8 protein-coding genes are annotated in these 19,490 nt (G+C 65.3%); all 8 read right to left on the bottom strand.

All coding sequences use genetic code 11. The features are described 5' to 3' along the window. Positions 1-528, bottom strand: a complete 528-nt coding sequence (locus ACFPN1_RS02950) for a Csu type fimbrial protein (RefSeq protein WP_386752848.1) — start codon at positions 526-528, stop codon at positions 1-3. A gap of 58 nt (positions 529-586) precedes the next feature. Next, a complete protein-coding gene (locus ACFPN1_RS02945; protein ID WP_386752846.1) occupies positions 587-1,129 on the bottom strand; it encodes a Csu type fimbrial protein in 543 nt (180 codons plus the stop codon). Positions 1,130-1,349: 220 nt separating this feature from the next. Beyond that, positions 1,350-2,249, bottom strand: a complete 900-nt coding sequence (locus ACFPN1_RS02940) for a LysR family transcriptional regulator (RefSeq protein ID WP_386752845.1) — start codon at positions 2,247-2,249, stop codon at positions 1,350-1,352. Between the two features lie 583 nt (positions 2,250-2,832). Further along, positions 2,833-3,579 carry an MHYT domain-containing protein gene (locus ACFPN1_RS02935; RefSeq protein ID WP_386752844.1) on the bottom strand — a complete coding sequence of 249 codons (747 nt, stop codon included), beginning with the start codon at positions 3,577-3,579 and terminating at the stop codon, positions 2,833-2,835. A 28-nt stretch (positions 3,580-3,607) separates the two neighbouring features. Then, positions 3,608-4,423 (bottom strand): hypothetical protein, encoded by an 816-nt coding sequence (locus tag ACFPN1_RS02930; protein ID WP_386752842.1) that lies wholly within the window; start codon positions 4,421-4,423, stop codon positions 3,608-3,610. 426 nt (positions 4,424-4,849) lie between these two features. Then, a complete protein-coding gene (locus ACFPN1_RS02925) occupies positions 4,850-17,770 on the bottom strand; it encodes an autotransporter-associated beta strand repeat-containing protein (RefSeq protein WP_386752840.1) in 12,921 nt (4,306 codons plus the stop codon). A gap of 166 nt (positions 17,771-17,936) precedes the next feature. Beyond that, positions 17,937-18,749: a sulfotransferase family protein gene (locus tag ACFPN1_RS02920; protein ID WP_386752838.1), complete on the bottom strand. Its 813-nt coding sequence runs from the start codon at positions 18,747-18,749 to the stop codon at positions 17,937-17,939. 198 nt (positions 18,750-18,947) lie between these two features. Further along, complete coding sequence (locus ACFPN1_RS02915) at positions 18,948-19,199, bottom strand: hypothetical protein (protein ID WP_386752836.1); 252 nt, start codon at positions 19,197-19,199, stop codon at positions 18,948-18,950. Between the last annotated feature and the right edge of the window lie 291 nt (positions 19,200-19,490).

The raw sequence follows: 19,490 nt of genomic DNA, 5'->3' as shown, positions 1-19,490 counted from the left end.
CTACCAGGTCACCGTCACCACCAGCGTGTCCTGGTAGGTACCTGGTTCGGCATTGCCGGGCAGGACCACGCAGCCATGAATGGGGATGACGACGTTGTCGGACGAGTTCGTCGTATCGATCTGGAGGTCGAGGGAAACCGGAATCTCGTCCGTGCAGTTCGCCTGCCGGAAGATCCGATACGACAACAGCGTGTCGGCATCCAGACGCAAACGACGGTTGCCGTTAAAGTTCTGTCCACCATCCACTTGCATCGCCAACTCGGTTCCCGGCGTGCACGACAGGACTACCCCGGCATTTCGGATCAGGCTCGCCTGGACCGTAGCCGTGGACAGGCTGGAATGAGTTCCGAAGTCCAGGATGCCCAGATCGCCCAGATCGGCCCCGTCAGCGGGAATGCCTGCATTGACGAGGCAGCCCGCTTCGATCTGCGCACTCACCTGGAACTCTCCCGGTGTCACGGCCAGACACGGCACTGAAAACGCCGCAAGCAGCCACCCGACGAAGGCCCGGAAGGGATCGATGCGCATGGAGGAGCGCTGCACGCCAACATCTCGTTGCCATGCGCCGACAGGAAGGTCGACCACGTCAGAAGGTCAAAGTGACAGCGATTGTGTCCGTGTAGCTGCCTACGATAAGGCCGCTTTCGCCGAAGGCGCGGCCGTAGACATTCACCGTTTGCGCGGTCCCATCCGCCGTGAACGGCCCGATGGTTCCGTTGACCGCCAATGGCGTCACGCGTGCCTGATCGTCATACAGGTTGTAGGTCACGAAGGCGTTGGCGGCAGTGTGCTTGAGTGCGCGCAAACCCAGCGCCGCATTGGCATCGGCGGAATTCTGGCCGCCATCGAAGGCCATGCTGTACTCGGTCCCCGGCGTACACCGCACGCTGATGCCCGGGCCGTTATCCGAGATTTCGCCATCCGCTTGGGCGAACAGCGTGGGATGGGTTCCGTAGTCCAGGGTGCCGAAGTCGACACCGGACGTGCCGGGCGCGCCATTTACCTCGCAGGCGGCCTCGAGGGTAATGGATGCATCGACCGAACCGCTGACCACCTGGGCCGCGACAGTGCCGTGGAAGGCAAGAGCAAGGACACAGAGAACGAGAGACTCGCAGACACGGACTTTCATGGCTTTCCCCCTGGACGAGCAATGAAAAGGCAAGTGACGAATTGCGTTCGACTACGTCTGATGCTGGTGTCCTGCGACCTCCTTCACGATGAGCGTGTTCGGGTCATTACTATCCAATCGTCAGCGCGGCGTCCAGACACTCCACGCGCAACTGGTGTTGCAGGATCCGCAACACGCACTGTGCGTTCGAGTCGAACGGACTCGGCTCCCAATACCACCATCAGAGACCGGGAGACTGCAGTTCCCACGCCGACGGTCGCGGAATCCGCTCGGCAAGAAAATCGGCCAGCGCCTGCACTTTCGGCGACTTCCTTCGTCCCGGGGGATACACCACGGAGATGGGGCGATGGGGTGGCGCACAAGCCTGCATCACCACGCGCACCTGGTCTGTCGCGACGGCATCGGCAATCAGGTAGCCCGGAAGTAGCGCGATGCCCAGCCCTGCCACGACGGCGTCCAGCAGCTGCAAATAACACGCGCTGCGAAGCCGCTCGCGCACACGGTACAGGCGCGTCTTTCCGCCGCATCGCAGCACCCAGCCGGAGAGCAGTTCGCCGCCCGAATGCATGAGGCATGCGTGCTGTTCCAGTTCGTCCGGAGTTTCCGGGACGCCGTGATGCTGCAGATAGCCCGGACTGGCGCACAGCCAGGTGCCGGTGGAGCCTATCGCCCGGGAAATCATGCTCGAGTCCGGCAACTGTCCGATTCGAACTGCAATGTCGAATCCGGTGTCGCGCAGGTCCGCGTCCCGCTCCTCCACATCGATCTCGACCCTGAGGTCCGGATACTTTCCGGCGAACTCGGTAAGCGCAGGCGCGGCAACGCATTCGCAGAAGTATCGGGGAACGGAGACCCGGAGCGTGCCCCTGATATCTCCGTTGAATCCTGCAACGAAATCGTTGGCAGCCTCGATCGACTCCAGGATCTGGACACACCTGGCGTAATAGACCGAGCCGATTTCGGTGGGTGTGACGCGAGCCGCCGAGCGATCGATGAGCCTTGCGCCGAGGTGGCGCTCGATCTCGCTGATCCGGCGGCTGATGACGGACTTCGAAGTACCCAGCTTGCGGGCGGCCCCCGTGAAGCTTGCCGAATTGACGACGGCGACGAACGCGGACATTCCCGCCACATCGACAAGTGGAGCTCCGCGGGAGATTTGAGGGGCTGCTTCCTGATTCATCGCTTCGGCCTGTGAGACATGTTTTCAGGCGCGACGAATCCGCACCTCACTTCGCCGTTTTCACGGCTATCAGGTGTCCAAGTTCGATCCCCCCTGTGAGTCCCGGCCGTTGTGTCGGAGGAATGGTCCCGGACGCTGGCCAATGGCTGGTTCGTGCTGGGACTTTTGCTGTTCAAGTCACTCCCCCACCCCCCCCATGGCGGGGGGCATGAGGCCCGAGGCGCACACGAGTGCATTTGCGGCGACTGTTGCTGTGGGCTTCGATACGAAGCGTCTCCAGTTCGGGGCACAGGTGTCCGGACGTTGCCGGTTGGACAACGTCGCGTTGCCGCCGCCGTTTCCTTCGCTGTCATAGTCTTGTCGCGCGCCCGGGGAGCTCGCGACCACCCCTGTGTCGCGACCTGACGCACCATCCGCCCGCCCCAAGGCGGATAGGGACTGTCGTGAGGCAGCCAGGACGAGGTGGTCTTTCGGCCACCTCGTCCAAGTTCCTGGTCAGGCGGGCACTGTCCGCATGGGAAAATCAGATCTGCACGAGGTTGCGCTGGCGTTGGCGGATCAGGCTGGTCGACAGCACCGCCACCAACAGCACTGATGTCACCGCGAAGATGCCCATGCCCAGGTTGGCGCCGCTGAGTCCGAACTGCTCGGCCTGACTGCCATTGGGAATAAAGGTGGCGGCCTGCATGCCGGTGTAATGCATGCCGCACACCGCCAGTCCCATCACGAGCGCGCTGCCCAGCATCTGCCACCGGCCACGGAGGTTGAATGCCAACCAGAGCGCGACGATCGAAGCCACAACCGCGATAAGCGCGGAGGCCGCCACGATGGTCATGTCGTAATGGGTGTTGGCAGGCATCAACATCGCGGCCATGCCGGTGTAATGCATGCCCGTCACGCCCAGGCCCATGAACAATCCGGCCAGCACCAGCTTGCCCCAACTGAAAACCCCGGCGCTGGCGATCGCAAGGCCGGCCATGCACGAGGCGATCCCGATGACCGCGGAAGCGGCCGTAATGGCCAGGTCGTAAGACACCTGGAGATCCATCTGGCAGGCCAGCATGGCGATGAAATGCATCGCCCAGATCGCACCGCCCCCCATGGCGGCACCGGCATACGTGATTGCGCTCCACCGCTGCATCAAGCCGCGTGCGGCCGGGATGGCGATCGCCAGCTGCAATGCGGTAAACGAGCCAAGTACTGAAACCAGGTAAGACAGCATCATCAGCAGCGGATCATGTACGCACTGGATCGCGTGTTCGTGCAGCATTGGTTCTCCCCCGTTTTTGTGGCCGGTTTCAGTGGTGGAATTCGAATGCGCAGGCGGCCGCCCCCGCATTGCGGCATTGGGCCTCGACGACCCGGAACGTGTTGGTGCCCTGCGCGGTATCCAGCAAGCCGGCGAGCATTCCCCCAAGGAAGTGGCAGCAGGCGCCCTTTCGCCCGCGACCACAGAAGGGACTGTTGGTCACATGCAGCTGCTGCCCCTGAAGTTCGGCCTCAAGGACCTGGCGCATCGCCGGAAGCGCGATGCGCCTGATCGCCTCGCCGGGCGGTAGTTGTCCGCCCAGCGCAAAGTCGCGCTTGTAGACCCAGGCACCCACGCGCCGACCGATGTACTCAAGCGTCGCGTCGTATTGCTCGGCCGTCAACTCGTACTCCAGCGCCCGCAGGTGCACGAAGATGTTCGGATACTCGCGGGCCAGCAGCGGCAGCAGGGCCTGCACGCGGGGCATCTGTGCAGGATCATGGATGATGACGGGCGCCTTCGATGGTGCGGTGGCAGGCGCCGCCATCGGTGCCATCGTTTCCCTGGGCTCCGGCCTGACGGCAGCGCCATCGATCGGCGATGCCTCGAAACTTCGCACCAAGGGATGCGAACCGAGATTCTCTTCCAGTTGCAGCAACCGGTTCTCGGGACCACGCACATGCATGGTCAGCGAAGCCCCCTCGCTGCCCGCCACCATGCGTTGTCGCAACAAGGTGAACCCGTTGGCGATTACGACCTGCCCCAATGCCAGCAACAACCCTTCGCGCTGTCCCCCGACCACGCGAAACTCGACATCAATCATGAGCCCCCGAAATTTGCAGATGAAATGACCGGTGCCATGCACGCCCTTCCCCGCGGATGCGCATTCGCATGAACTCCGACGCGGGTGCCATGGGCTTGTCGCCTAAGTGCACCATGTGCCGGCACACCTTCACACAGGCCATCGTTCCACGGCCAGACGAAAGTCGGAAACATTAGGTTTCTCCGCCAGCAACGCTTCCGGAATATGCGCACATTGCATCCGGAGCTGCGGGCCTGCGTCGCTGCGATGCGACCTCGCAATGCCCGGCAGGATCGTCGATCGGCTTGCCAGAATGCGATCCGTGAAGTCGCGGTGCGCGTTCTCCACACCATGTTCGCGACAGATGCCGCGCGCGTTGGGACCAAGCCATGCGGAAGACAGTTGCCTCACGTCGCCCGACCCGCTGGAATCACACTGCTGGAATCACGAGCTGCACCGCCGCTCCCGGCGGTGCAGCTCGTCATAGCGTTACCAGCGCACGCGCATGCCGAGATAGCCGCCAGCCTGTTGGTAATCGGTGCCGTCCAGTTCCTGACCCAGCGACAGGACGCCGAACGCGCTGACGCGCTGGTTGAACGTTGCCTCGAATCCGATGTCGAGCGTCGCCGACGTGCCCAGGTCGTGGTTCGGAAATGCCTGCGAATCGCCGTCCACGGGCGCCAGGGACACGCTGTCGCGGTTCTGGCCCATCACCCGCTGCACGGCCAGCGTCGCCCACGGCCGGATCACGCCGCCGTTGGCGCGCGCGATCTCCTTCTCCACGCGCAGGCCGGCGCGGCCGGTCGCGATCAGGTCATCGTCGAAGATCACTTCCTTGCCGGATGCATCCACCTTGCCGCCCCAGCTCTGCGCGCTGACGTCGAGTTGCAACTGCGGTTCCAGCTTCCAGCCGTCGCCCAGTTCGTAGCGGTGCCCCGCGCGCGAGCTCAGGGTCAGGCTGTTGCCGACGATGCGTTCGCTGAAGCCGTCGGGCGTGTGGATGCGGGCGTGCGGGAGCTGACCGGTCAGCACGAAGTTGACATAGCCACCCTTGTCCCAGGTGTGGCTCATGTACATGCCGCCGACCGCGGTATCGATGTCGACATTGGCGATGCCCGAGCCCGGCAACGCGGTGGAGTTGACGCCGGTCGTCCAGTAATTGCCGTGGCGATAGCCCAGGAACACGCCGCCGCGCAGCGTGCGGCCCGGACGGTCGAAGGCGCTGTCGGCACCGACGAACAGGCCGATATCCTCGCCGGAGACCTCGAAGCCCGGATTGGCGCCCAGCTTCACGTCGTTGTAGGACACCGCGGTCCAGATGCCGCGGCAGTCGTCGATCACACCGGTTCCCGCGCGCTCGACCGGCCATTGCGGCCGGGCACCGCATTCGGGCAGATCGTCGCCACGCACGCCGGCCAGGCGCTGGTGGATCAGGTTGTCGTTGTTCTGTGCGGCCAGCAGGCCCAGGGTCGGCAGCACCGCGTAACCGGGCGTTTCGGGCAGCACGCCCGCTTCCGCGTTCAGGTACCAGTTGTTGTCCGCTTCCTGGCCGAAGCTCCACGGCAGGATGCTGCCCTGCAAGCGGACCACGCCGTCTCCGGTGCTGTCCGGCACGAAGCTGCCTGCCGTCGACGTGTCGTCGTTCGGGCTGTCGATCACCAGGATCGATGCGGTGCCGCCCGCGGTGAAGTCCGTGCCGTCGCTGTCGAACACGATGTTCGTCGTGCCGGTCACGTCGCCGTCGATGTCCAGGCCGCCGGAACTGAGCGTGCCCGGCGATACCGTCACATGCAACGCGCCTTCCTGGCCCGCGTAATTGCCGCTGATCGCCAGGCGGTTCGCGCCCACGTCGATCAGACCCGCGTTCTCCACGTTGCCGTCCAGCGACGCAGCCGCGTCGGCCAGCCACTGCGAGCTGGCATCGATGAACAGGGTGCCGCCGTCCAGGTCGAAGGCGCTGTCCTGGCTCAGCGTCGTGTCGCCCAGCAACTCAATGCGCTGCCACTGGCTGACCACGGCGAGGTTCCCGTCGTCCAGGTCCTGCGCGCTGAAGCGCAGCACGTTGTCGCCATCGCCGCCTTCGATCGCGGTCAGGCCGCTGATGTCGCCGCCGATGAAGTGCGCCGTGTCGTTGCCGGCGCCGAAGTCGAGCGCTCCGTTCACCGTGCCGCGCGAGGTGAACGTGTCGTCGCCCGCCGTACCGGTGTAGCTCCCGTCGATGTTCAGCGTCGCGCCGGCGGCGACGGTCGTGTTCTGCGCCGCCACGCTGCCGTTGGCCGTCACGTCCAGCGTGCCGCCCAGCACGTTGACGGTGGTGAAGTCCGAACTCATTGGGCCGTTGACGTTGAGTTCGCCCGCGCCCGTCTTGCTCAGCGTCTCGAACTGCTGCACCGCGCCCAAGCCGGCCACGCCGGCGATGTCGGCGTTGAAGGTGTCGTTGCCGGCACCGGCTACCACGGTACCCACGATGCGGGTGTCGTCGTGGATGGTCAGGGTGTCGTCGCCATCGCCGAGCAGCACGGCCCCGCCCAGCGTGTCCAGCGTACCGGCCACATCCAACACGTCGTTGCCGTCGCCCAGGTCGCCGCTGGCCAGCAGCGTGCCATCCGCGCCCACCGTCACCGTGTTGCTGCCGGCGCTGCCGGTCAGTTCCACCGCGGTGCCGCTGCCGGCGTCCAGCTGCCCATCGACGTTCAGCGTGGTGTCGTCGGCCATCGCGACGGTCGGCGTTGCCAACGTCCCGGCCACCGTGAGCGTGCCGCCGTTGATCGTGGTGCCCCCGATGAAGGCCTGCGCGCCCACCAGCGTCGCTTCGCCGGCGTTGTCCTTCTGCAGGAATTCGAAGTTGATCGTGTTGGTGGCGTCGAAGGTGAAGTCCGCCGCGGTATCCAGCACCACCGTATCGCCGGTGCCGTGGCTGCCGCCGCTGATCACGTTCTGCAACTCGGCGCCGTCCTGCAGCGTCAGCACGTCCTCGCCGCCGCACAGGTCGATGATGCCGTTGCCCGCCACGGTGCCGGCCACTGTCATGTGGTCGTTGCCGTCGCCGCAACCGTAGGCACCGTCGACGTGGAGCGTTGCGCCGCTGGCCACGACGGTGTCGAGCGGACCACCGGCGATCGCCACCACGCTGGCGTCCTGGCCGACGTTGAGGATGCCGCCCAGCACGCTCACTTCCTGCAGGTCGGTCGCGCCGGGACCGTTGATGTTGAGCACGCCGGTGCCGGTTTTGGTCACGCCTTCGAAGTTCACCAGCGCCCCCAGGTCGGCGGTCAGGTTGATGTCGTAGACGCGCGTGTCGAGCCCCGCGCCGCCGTCGACCGTGCCCTGCACCACCGTGCCGTCGTGGACGACGAAACTGTCGTCGCCATCGCCAAGCGCGAAGCCGCCGTCCAGTGTGTCGAGCGTGCCGACGATGTCCAGCACGTCCTCGCCCCCGCCGAGATCGCCGGTGGCCAGCGCGATGCCGTTGACGGTCACCGTGTTGGTGCCATCGCTGCCTGTGATGGTCGCAACCGTGCCGCTGCCCGCATCCAACGTGCCATCGACGGTGAGCGCCGTGTCGTCGCCCAGCGTCACGGTCGGCGTGGACAGCGCACCGACGACCACGAGTTCGCCGCCGGCGATGCCTGTGCCGCCGCTGAAGGTCTGCGCGCCGGCCAGCGTCGCTGTGCCGGTGTTGGTTTTGGAGAGGAATTCGAAGTTGACCGTGTTGGACGCGTCGAAGCTCAACGCCCCGGCGTTGTCCAGCACCACAGTGTCGCCCGCGCCATGCGCTCCGCCGTCCACCACCGCGGCCAGCACCGCACCGTCGTGGAGGATCAGCGTGTCGTCGCCGTCCGCCAGGCTGATGAGGCCGTTGCCGCTGACCGTGCCCGACACGTCCATCGCGTCGTCGCCGGCCGAACCCTGGAAGCTGCCGTCGACGTGCATCGTCGCGCCGGCGCTCACGGTGGTCGCGACCACGCCGCTGACGTCGCCGTCGACGCCGACGTCCAGCGTGCCGCCTTCGACATTCACCGTGGTGAAGTCCGACGCCGCCGGGCCGTCGATGTGCAGGGTGCCGACGTTGGTCTTGTCCAGCGTCTGGAAATTGGTCACCCCGCCCAGCGTGGCGCTGCCGGCGATATCGGTGACGAGCGTATTGCTGCCTGTGCCGCCGTCCACGGGGCCGGCCAGCCCGGACAGGTCCGCGCCGTCCTGGATCACCAGCGTGTCGTCGCCATCGAGCATGTCAATGGTGCTCGTGCCGGTGACCGTGCCGGCCACGGTGAAGAGATCGTCGCCCGGGGTGAACAGCAGGTCGCCGTCCACGTTGAGGGTCGCGCCGCTGGCGACAGTCGCGTTCTGCACGCCGGCGATCTCGCCGTCGATGCCGATGTCGAGCGTGCCTCCGAGCACATTGACGGTGGAGAACGCCGACAGCGCCGGCCCGTCGACGTGGAGCGTGCCGGTATTGGTCTTGGTCAGCGTCTCGAACTCGACCGCGCCACCGAGCACCGCACTGCCGGCCAGATCGGCAACGAAGGTGTCGATGCCGAGACCGCCGCTGACCGGCGTCGCCAGGCCGGACAGCTCGGCGCCGTCCTGGATGGTGAAGGTGTCGGCGCCGTCGCCCAGATCAATCGTGCCGCTACCGGTGACCGTACCGGCCACGGTCATCGTGTCGTCGCCATCCGAGCCGGCGAAGGTGCCATCGACGTTCAACATCGCACCGCTGGCGATCAGCGTGTCCTGTACGTTCTCGATTCCGCCGGCCGGGCCGATGTTCAAGGTGCCTTCCAGCACGTTCACTTCGTCGAAGCCCGATGCACCCGGGCCGTTGACGTTGAGCACGCCCACGCCCGACTTGGTCAGCACTTCGAAGTTGTTCAGCGCGCCCAAATCGGCGACGCCGTCGATGTCGGGATTGAAGATGTCCTGTCCCGCACCGCCATCCACCGTGCCGACCACCTGGGTGCCGTCATGGATGGTGAAGGTGTCATCGCCGTCGCCCAGATCGAAGGTGCCGCCGCCGGAGACGTCGAGGTTGCCCGCCACGTCCAGGACATCGTCGCCGTCGCCGAGGCTGCCGTTGGCACGGAGCACCGCTCCGGAGTCCACGATGACGGTATTGGTCCCGCTGCTGCCGGTAATGGTCATGGAGTCGGTGGGCAGCGGACCGCCGCCCGCGAAGCCTCCGATCTCGAGCATGGTGTCGTCGGCCATCGTCAGTGTCGGCGTCTCCAGCGTGCCGGCCACCATCAGGGTGCCGCCGTTCAATTCGCTGCCGCCGGTGAAGGCGTGGTTGCCAGTCAGCGTCGCCTCGCCCGTGTTGTCCTTCTCCAGGATTTCGAAGCCGGCGATGTCGCTACCGTCCAACGTGAACCCGCTGGCGTTGTCGAGCACCACCCGATCGTCGCCGGCATCGCCGTCGATGGGGTTGGCCAGTCCTGCAATATCCGCGCCGTCATTGAGCGTCAGTGTGTCGTCGCCGGCGCACAGGTTGACGGTGCCGCTGCCGCTCACGGTTCCGGATACGGTCATCGTGTCGTTGCCGTCGCCGCAACCGTAGTCGCCATCGACATTGAGGGTGGCACCGCTGGCCACCGCGGTGTCCAGCGCACTGCCCGGTGTCGCCACGATGCTCGCGCCGGCGTGCACGTCCAGCACGCCTTCGAGCACCTGAACTTGCTGCAGGTCGGTCGCGCCCGGACCGTTGATGTTGAGCGTACCGGTGCCCGTCTTGGTCACCCCCTCGAAGTTGACCAGTGCGCCGAGATCGGCGTTGAGGTCGATGTCGTAGACGCGTGTATCGAGCCCGGCGCCACCGTCGATGGTTCCGGTCACCGCGGTACCGTCGTGGACGACGAAGTTGTCGTCGCCATCGCCGAGGAAGAAGGTGCCGGTACCGAGGTCCAGCGTGCCGGCCACGTCCAGCGTGTCGGTGCCGTCGCCGAGGACGAAGTCGCCATCCAGGGTGTCGAGCAATCCTTCGACCAGCACCGTATCGTCGCCGTCGCCCAGGTCGCCGGTGGCGACCAGCGTGCCCCCGCTCCCCACGGAGATCGTGTTGCTGCCGGTGCTGCCGGCAATGAGCGTCGGATCCGCCGGACCGGCGTCGACGCTGCCGTCCACGTTCAACGTGGTGTCGTCGGCCAGGGCGATCGTCGGTGTCTCCAGTGCGCCGTCCACGTCCAGCGTGCCGCCGTTGATCGTGGTCCCGCCGAGGAAGCTCTGCGTGCCCGTCAGTGTCGCGGTGCCGGTGTTGTCCTTCTGCAGCAGCTCGAAGTCGGTGGTGTTGGTCGCATCGAAGGTCAGTGCCGTCGCGTTGTCGAGCACCAAAGTGTCGTCGCTGCCCAGACCACCGCTGATGGCGTTGTCCAGAACCGCACCATCCTGCAGGGTCAGGGTGTCGGCGCCGTCGCACATGTCGATGGCGCTGCTACCCGAGACGATGCCGGCCACGGTCATGCTGTCGTCGCCGTCGCCGCAGCCGAAGCTGCCGTCGACGTTCAGGGTCGCACCGCTGGCGACGAAGGTGTCGAGGGTGCTCCCCGGCGCCGCGATCACGATGCCGCCGGCAGTGATGTCGAGCGTGCCCTCGAGCACGTTCACCGCACTGAAGTCGGAGCTCAGCAGGCCGTTGATGTTGAGTTCGCCGGTACCGGTCTTGCTCAGCGTTTCGAAGCCCTGCACTGCGCCGAGGTCCGCCACGGAGTCGATGTGGGTATCGAGCGTGTCGTTGCCCGCCCCCGCCGACACGGTGCCGATGATGTTGGTGTTCTCGTGGATGGTCAGCGTGTCGTCGCCGTCGCCCAGCGCGAAGGTGCCCGCGCCGGTGTCGAGGAGGCCGGCGACGTCGAGAACGTCATTGCCTGTGCCCAGATCGCCGCTGGCCAGCAGGGTTCCGTCCGCGCCGACGCTCACGGTGTTGTCGCCCGCGCTGCCGGTGATCGTCGCCGTCGTGCCGCCAACCGCCTGCACGGTGCCGTCCACGTTCAGGGCGGTGTCGTCGGCGAGAGTGATCGTCGGCGTTTCCAGCGTGCCGTCGACATCCAGCGTGCCATCGAATATGCCGGTGCCGGCGCTGAAATCCTGGCTGCCGGTCATGGTGGCGGTACCGGCACCGAGCTTGTTGAGTCGTTCGAAGCCTTCGGTCTGGCTCCCGTCGAAGACGAGAGCATCGTTGTTCAACAGTTGCAGTGTGTCGTTGCCGGTGCCCGCGTCGACGCCGCCGCCTTCGAGCACGGCGCCGTCCTGCAGGTTCAGGAAGTCGTCGCCATCGCCCAGCGCGAGGACGCCGGCGCCGGTGTCGAGTGTCGCGTCGTTGAGCAACACGCTATCGACACCGTCGCCCAGGTCGCCATCCGCGCGCAGGGTGCCACCGAGCGTGACCTGGATGAGGTTGGAACCGGCGCTGCCGGTAATGGTGGCCGGGTCGCCGCCATCCGCTTCCAGCGTGCCGCCGGACACCAGCAACTGTGTGTTGTCGGCCATGCTCACCGTCGGCGTTTCCAGACTGCCGAGCACCTGCAGCACGCCGCCGTCGATGGCGGTGCCACTGCCGAAGTCGTGATCACCCGTGAGCACCAGCAAACCGGTGTTCTGCTTGGTCAGGATGTCGAAGGTGTCGATGTCGCCGCCGTCGAGCGTGAAGCCGAGCGCCGTGTCGACCACCAGCGTATCGGTGCCGCCGGCGCCCGCGGCATTCACACCGCTGCCCAGCATCTCCGCGCCATCATGGAGCACCAGCGTGTCGTCGCCGTCGCCTAATCCGAGCGACCCGTTGCCGGTGTCCAGCGTGCCGGTGAGGTCGATCGTGTCGCTGCCGTCGCCGAGGTCGCCGCTCGCCAATAGGTTGCCGCCCGCACCCACGGTGATCGTCTGATCTCCGGCATCGCCTGTGAGCGCGGCCTGCCCGCCAGTGTCAGTCTGCACCGTGCCATTCACGGTCAGTGCCGAAGTGCCGCTCATGTCGATGGTAGGCGTTTCGAGTCCACCGTCCACCTGCAGCGTGCCGGCGGTGATGACGGTAGCCGCGATCTCGTTATCCAGCGAGGTCAGCACGCTGGTGCCGGTGCCGATCTGCGCCAGCGTGCCGCAGGCTACCGGGCCGCACATCAGGGTGCCGTCGAAGGTGAAGGTGTCGCTGCGGTTGAGCGAAAGGACGGACGTCTCGGAATTGATGATCACGTCGCCCGCGCCGGCGTTGCCGGTGGTGCCGCCGTTGCCGATCACCAGGTTGCCGTCGTTGATGACGGTGTTGCCGGTAAAGGTGTTGTTGCCGGTGAGGATCCAGGTGCCACTGTCGTTCTTCGCGAGCGTGGTCTTGCCGGTACCGTTGTCGCCGATGGTGCCGCCCAGCGTGTTGTCACCTGTGTTGGTACCGCCTAGCGCGATGGTGCGCGCGGTGTTCGTGCCGGTCAGGGTGACCGCACCGGTGTTGGTGAACTGCAGTGCGCCGGTGCCCGAGGACTCGATGAAGGTGGTGCCGGTATCCAGGGTGAAGCGGCGGTCGGTGCTGTCGCCTGCCCCGGTGTAACGCAGGGTCGAACCGTTGCCGATCACCAGGTTGGCCGCAGCGTTGGTGGCTGCGCCGATGCTGCTGGCCTGTCCGCCGTTGGCCATCTGATCAACGCTGAGCACGCCACCATTGATGCGCGTGACGCCCGTGTAGGTACTGCTGTTGTTGCTCAGGCGCCAGGTGCCGGTTCCGGTCTTGGTCAATGAGGTGACGCCAGTCCCGTTGTTGTTCAACTGCCCCGAGAACAGGTTGTCACCGGTGTTGGTGCCGGTCAGCGTCAGGGTGCGGGCGACGTTGGAGCCGGTCAGGGCCACTGCCCCGGTATTGGTGAACTGCACCACGCCATTGCCGGACGCATCCAGCGTGCCGCCGTTGGTACTGAGCGTAAACCGGCGATCAGTGCTGCTGCCGGCACCGGAATAGAGCAAAGTGCCGCCGTTGATGATCAGGTTGGCCGGATCGGCCGAGGAGGCGCCGATGGAGCTGTTGAGGCCGCCGTCTTCCAGGCAGGTTACCTGCAAGGTGCCGGCATTGATCGTGGTGGTGCCGGTGTAGGCGTTGTTGCAACTGCTGAGCGCCTGCAGACCGGTGCCGTTCTTGACCAGGTTGCCGGTGCCGCTGATGACGCCGGCGTAGGACCGGTTGTCGACGCTGTTGATGGTGAGGGTGGCGCTACCCAGGTCGATGTTGCCGCCGGTGGTGCCGCCGCCGATCAGGGAGGTCACCACCGTATTGAAACCATCCAGGTCCAGCAGCACGCCCGCCGTGTTGTTCAGCGTCATGTGTCCCTGCGGGCCGAATGCATTGGTCGTTCCCGCGCGCAGGGTGCCGCCTTCGACTCGGGTATTGCCCGTGTAGGTGTTGGTGCCCGACAGCACCAGGGTGCCGGCGTCACGTTTGATCAGCGTCCCCCCGCCAATCACGGAGCCCCCGAACTCCAGGGTGGTGCCGGCGCTGGTCACCTGGATGGTGCCGCTACCCTGCAACTGGAAGCCGCGGTCAATGGACACACTCGCGCCGGTGTAGAGCAGCGACCCATTGTTGAACACCAGGTTGGTGGAGCCGGCGCCGGAGGCGCCGATGCCACTGGCCAGCCCTCCATCGGCCAGACAATCGGTGCGTAGGTTCGCGCCCTGCAGGGTGGTGGCGCCGGTGTAGGTGTTGTTGCAGCCGTTGAAGGTCTGAGTGCCGCCATCGGTGCGCCACACGCCACCGGTACCGCTGATCGCGCCCGAATAAGTTCCGTCACCGCTGGCGATACGCAGCGTGCCGGAACCGAGCGTGATGTTGCCACTACCGAAAAGCGGCCCGATCCGGTTGTCAAAATTGTTGAGGTCCAGGGTGGTGCCGGCGGCAAGGTTGGTGGATGCGTTGGTCGCTCCGCCGAATGCATTCGTCGCACCGGCACGCAGAATGCCGCCGTTGACGGCGATGCCGCCGAGGAAGGTGTTGGCCGTCCCGCTCAGCACCAGCGTGCCTGCGCCATCCTTGGTCAGTCGGCCGCTCTGGTTCGTTGTCCCGGTGCCCACCACGTTCCCGCTGACGGTCAGCGTGGTCGCCGCATTGCTGACGTCCACTGTGCCGCCGCCGGTGCCGTTGGCCCCCAGGGTGAATCCGCGGTTGGTGCTGGTGGTGGCGCCGGTGTACTGCAGGCCGCCGCCGTTCAGTACCAGGTTGGACGAAGCGGCCGAGGCCGCGCCGATGCCGCTGGCGATGCCGCCGTTCGTCAACGTGTTCACGGAAAGCAGGCCGCCGTTGACGGTGGTAACGCCGGTGTAGTCGTTAGCGCTGTTGGCCAACGTCAGCCTGCCCCCGCCGGTCTTGGTGAGGCCGGCATCGTCCGGGCTAGTGACCAGGCCTGAGAAAACGAGGTTGGCACTCGAATTGTTGACCTCGATGGTGGCGCCCAGGCCGCCGGACCTGGCGATGGTGAAACCACGATCACTGGTGTCGCCGGTGCCGGAATAGCGCAGTGTGCTGCCCTGCAGCAGCAGGTTGGCGGCGTCGGCGGACGAGGCACCGATACTGCTCGCCAGGCCGCCGTCGGCGATCTTGTCGACCGCCAGTGTGCCCTGGAGGACCTTGGTGCCACCCGTATAGCTGTTGCCCATGTTCGTCAGCCGGACCACCCCCTCGCCCGATTTGACGAAGCCCAGGTTGTTGCCGTTGTCGACGATCTGCGAGGCGATCGTGAAGTTGCCGGTACCGTTCTGCTGGACCGTCAGCGCATCACCTGTGCCGTTGCCGCCAGTGATCATGCCGCCGGTGATCAATTGATCGGTGTTCAGCACTGAAGGGGCTACGATGATCGGCGCATCCACGCCCAGAGTGTTGCCCGGCGTCACGGTCACGGTGGTGGACACCGGCATCGTGTATTGCAGACCGCCCAGCTGCACGCTGCCGGTGACGGTGCCGAAGTAGCCGTCGGTGTCGCCGTCGCTGTCGGAAATCACCTGGCCGCTCGCCCACAACGAGGCATCGTCCTGGTCGGTGTAGTCGGACTCCAGGAAGGCGCGGATATGACCATCCTCGACCTTGGCGTAGTCGGTGTTGTTGACCGTTGCCCAGGCTAGGAACATGTCCGCGTTGCTGGTGAGGATGCTGCCAGCGTCCGGCAGCTCGAAGTTCATCAGGCCGCCAGTTCGGGTAATGGTCCCCAGGTCGATGGTTACGCTGCCACCGCTGCCCGAGCTGGCACTGATGGTGTTGTTGCCGCCGGTGACGAACAGGCCGTCGAAGGTCTGCGTGTTGGACTCGCCCGCGGCGCCAGTCACGCTCAAGGTGCCGCCGCTCATGTCCAACGCGGAGTCGTTGCCGATGATGTTGCTGGTCGGGCCGCCGGCCGCACTGAAGTCCAAAACCAGGGTGCCGCCCTCGATGCGGGTATCGCCGGTATAGGTGCTGGCGCCGGTCAGCGTCTGCGTGCTGGCGCCACGCTTGATCAGGTCGCCGCTGCCGGCAATGCTGCCCGCATAGCTCGCAGTGCCGCTCGCCGCTTCGATCGTCAGGTTGGCGCTACCCAAGTCCAGCGTGCCGCCGGTGCCGGACAACCTCGTCACGGTCCTGTCGAAGCCATTCATGTCCAGCGTGCCGCCATTGACGACGAAAACGCTCGACGCGCCGAAGGCATCGGCCGTACCTGCACGCAACACGCCGCTGTCGACGATGGTCTGGCCCGTGTAGGTATTGGCGCCAGTGAGCAACCAGGTGCCGTCGCCTGTGCTGCGCAGGTTGCCGGTACCGGAAACGACACCGCTAACGACATTCTGGGCGCCAGTGAAGCTGCCGCCGAGACTCGCAGTGTTGGTGATGGCGACCGTGCCGCCCAGCGTCAGGGCGCCGGTTCCATTGTTGGCCAGCGTACCGTTGTTGATCGTCCAGTTCTTGTTGCTCGACTCGCCTGCACCCACGTAGGCAAGCGTGCCGTTGGAGGAGATGCTGATCGAACCGATGCCCAGCGAGCCGGCAACACCGGCATCGGAAAGCAGCGCTGCTTCGACGGTCCCCTCGCCCGTGATCTGCGCCTGCCCATCGAACGTATTGGCGGTACCCAGCCGGATCGTACGCCCGCTGCGGCTGCTGAACTGGACGGGATGGTTGTTGCCGCTGATCACACCCAGCACTTCCATGTCCGCCGAGTCCGCGAGGAAGCCGATGGCATGCCCGCCCGCGCCAGTGGCGGTAATGTTGCCAGTCAGCCGCAGCGTGCCGCTGCCGGCGTTGTGCAGGTAGGCAGCGCCGGCGTAGGCGCCCGGATTCATCTGCCAGTTGCGGTTGGAACTGTCGCCACTGCCGGTGTAGTAAACCTGGGTCGCACCCAGGTCCTGGCCGCCGCCGCGCCCGATCACGATGGTTCCGTTGGCCACGGTAGTAGGGGCTCCGAGGGCGCTGGCCTCCCCCAGGTCTCCGATCGAGCTGAAGGCGTTGTAGCTACCGCCCCAGTTTGTCGCGGTCGTGAATCGGGTTTGTCCTGTGTAGTTGTTGGCGTCGTTGGTCAGCGATATGCCATCGCCGACGGTCAAACCACCCGCTCCCGTGTAGAAGGCGCCGCCGGTTCCGGCGCCATTGATGGTGGAAAGGCCACTGACGAGGTTGATCGTGCGATTGGCCGAGATCGTGCCGGTCGACGTGAGCGTGCGCCCGTTCCCGAGATTGAGCACATTGCCGATGTTGCCCAGTGCCGGATCGCCGATCGTGCCGAGGTTGAGATTGCCGCCGGTCGCGTTGATGGTGCCGATGAAGTCGTTGGCTGCGCCCAGCGTCAACGTACCCCCATTGATATCGATGCCACCGTTGAAGGTGTTGCTTCCGTTCAACGTCAGCGTGCCGGCACCGGCCTTGGTCAGGCCACTGGTGCTGGTGATCGACGAGGCGATGGTGCTGGTGCCGGTGGTTACCGTGATGGTCGGACTGGTACCGCCCAGGGTCAGGCTGCCCCCGGTGAGCGTGTAGCCATCCGTCTGGAAGGTCAGGTTGTGAACGCTGATCGCTCCGCTCAAGGTCACCGTGCCTGCGGTACCGCCGAAGAAGGCATTGTCGAGCGCCGCGTTGTTCCAGGCACCGAAGGGCCCGCTGACGCCGTCGTTGTTGGGACTCCAGAAGGTATTGGTGGTGTTCCAGGTTCCCGTCCCGCCGGACCCGACGGCGGTGCCGTTGACGTCCCAGTACCGATCCGCAGCGCGCGCCGGTGCGTATTGCACAGCCAGTGCGAGCACGATCGCCAAGCGCAGCGGCCATGCCATGGGGGGGCCTGTTTCGGCCAGGATGCGATCGTCTGCGTGGTCGGTTACGGCGACACGCTTGTCGACGCCGCCGCTGCGCTTTCCGCGTCGCTTGCTCAGTTCAGACGTCACTACCCAAGCCTGGAGGACGTACGACCAGACGATGCGAAACACATGATTCATTTTCCCTGCTCCTCTGGTTGCACCAATGATTGCCATCCATCGCAACGCGTCAGCATTGGCACGAAATCACCAGACATGCCGTGCATCTCGTATCGGGTGGCAAGCCCTTCGATCCGCATGCACTGCGGAAACCGCGCGCAGAACGGGATACTGGAAAAAATCCGGCTCATACCACGCGCACCCCGCGGACGTTCGCCCGTTCGTTGAGCCAGAACGCCTCGTTCTCGAAGCGCCGGAAGATGTCTGGAGGCAGCACCGTCGCACGCTCAGGAGCAGCCACCCTCCTGCCGACCTTGTGCAGGCCGGGCATGCCTGTGCGTGCGTCGAACTCGTCGGCATCGAACTGCACGTCATCGAAGTCGTGCCGGAACGGCGGCTCGCCGATGAAGTCGTAGACCGCCGCCATTGCCCTGGCCGGATCGCTCACCAGCGTTTCGTACTGCAGCACCATCAGCTGTCGCGCGTGCTCGCCGTAGAACGCTTGCTTCAATGCGTTGTAGGAGAACCCCAGGATGCCATCGCCGTTGGCCATGCCTTCGGTCCGGTTGTAGACCGTACCCGCGGTCTGGAAATTGAACATGAAGGATGGGCGCAAGGCATTTTTCTGGATCGCTCGTTCCACGCTATCCACGATCCACGACACATGGCGCACGCAGGCGATCGTCTTCGATTCGGGAAATATCCCGGACAGCACCGGCTGCTTCGCGCACCATGTACGACTGGTATCGAAGACAACTTCCGCCGCGAACGCCTCGCCGTAGTAACCGGTGAAAAGGCCCTTCAGCACGCGCCGGCGCTGCTCGTCGCTGACGAACATGGAAAGCTCGTTCCGGCTGCTCATTTCCCCCAGCAGGACATCGACCATGCCGGCAAGCGGGCTGCTCATGTGCGCGTGGAATCGCGGATTCTGTCGCAGCAAGGCCGCCAGCAGCGTGGAACCGGACCTTGGCAGGCCTGAGATGAAATGAACGGATCGCATCCTATCGCCTCGCTTTTTCAAACTTGGGGAAGTCATGCGGCAGTGGCGGGCGTCCGCAGGGAACTGGGACCCCCAGAATTCGACACCCCTCCCCCCACGTGCGAGCAGATGATGCGCAACACGTGGCTCATGCCCTTTTCCCTGGATGTGCTTTCAGGCCACGCTCGGCCGGTTGTGCAAACTTGTGATTCGATGCGATCAGTCGAAGGCGACCGGGTAGTGCTCAGCGACCGCTTCCGCGTGCTCGGCGAGGCGGGCCAGGTCGTCGCGATACAGGCGGTATTCGTTGCGCATGCTGCGGGCGTCGCGCAGGCGTGCCAGCGAGCAGATTGCGAATTCGGCGCGGTGTTCGGACACCTGTTCGCAATCGATGGAGATGCGTCGCGCCAGCATACATACCGATTGCCAGTCGCCCTGCTCCGCGGCCTGCTCCATGCGCTGCAAGTCCATCAGGATGGAGCGGTATAGCGAACGCGATACCAACTGCAACTTTCTGGCGTCACCACCCAGAAGCGAATGCAACCCGGAGATGCCCTGCGGTGCATCGCGTAATTCCGTCCCACTCATCTGACCCCCTTTTCGACCCGAGAGCGGCTAGCGGATGCAGCGCGCACGGATTGGCGATGGGTTGCATATTAGGAGCGCCGGCACCCCACAGGTATTGGGAAAAGTCTTAGCTCTCTGCAGCCGTATTACTCCGCTTTTCGGCAGATGTCGCTGAGGGAAATCACCTATGCACAG

The organism is Lysobacter yangpyeongensis (assembly GCF_042655745.1).
Lineage (GTDB): Bacteria > Pseudomonadota > Gammaproteobacteria > Xanthomonadales > Xanthomonadaceae > Agrilutibacter > Agrilutibacter yangpyeongensis.
This window is presented reverse-complemented; position numbering and strand designations above follow the sequence as displayed.

Excerpts from the sequence above, each read along its gene's own strand:
- ACFPN1_RS02940 (WP_386752845.1), bottom strand. The coding sequence starts at position 2,249 with ATGTCCGCGTTCGTCGCCGTCGTCAATTCGGCAAGCTTCACGGGGGCC.
- ACFPN1_RS02915 (WP_386752836.1), bottom strand. The coding sequence starts at position 19,199 with ATGGACTTGCAGCGCATGGAGCAGGCCGCGGAGCAGGGCGACTGGCAA.
- ACFPN1_RS02950 (WP_386752848.1), bottom strand. The coding sequence starts at position 528 with ATGCGCATCGATCCCTTCCGGGCCTTCGTCGGGTGGCTGCTTGCGGCG.
- ACFPN1_RS02920 (WP_386752838.1), bottom strand. The coding sequence starts at position 18,749 with ATGCGATCCGTTCATTTCATCTCAGGCCTGCCAAGGTCCGGTTCCACG.
- ACFPN1_RS02925 (WP_386752840.1), bottom strand. The coding sequence starts at position 17,770 with ATGAATCATGTGTTTCGCATCGTCTGGTCGTACGTCCTCCAGGCTTGG.
- ACFPN1_RS02935 (WP_386752844.1), bottom strand. The coding sequence starts at position 3,579 with ATGCTGCACGAACACGCGATCCAGTGCGTACATGATCCGCTGCTGATG.
- ACFPN1_RS02945 (WP_386752846.1), bottom strand. The coding sequence starts at position 1,129 with ATGAAAGTCCGTGTCTGCGAGTCTCTCGTTCTCTGTGTCCTTGCTCTT.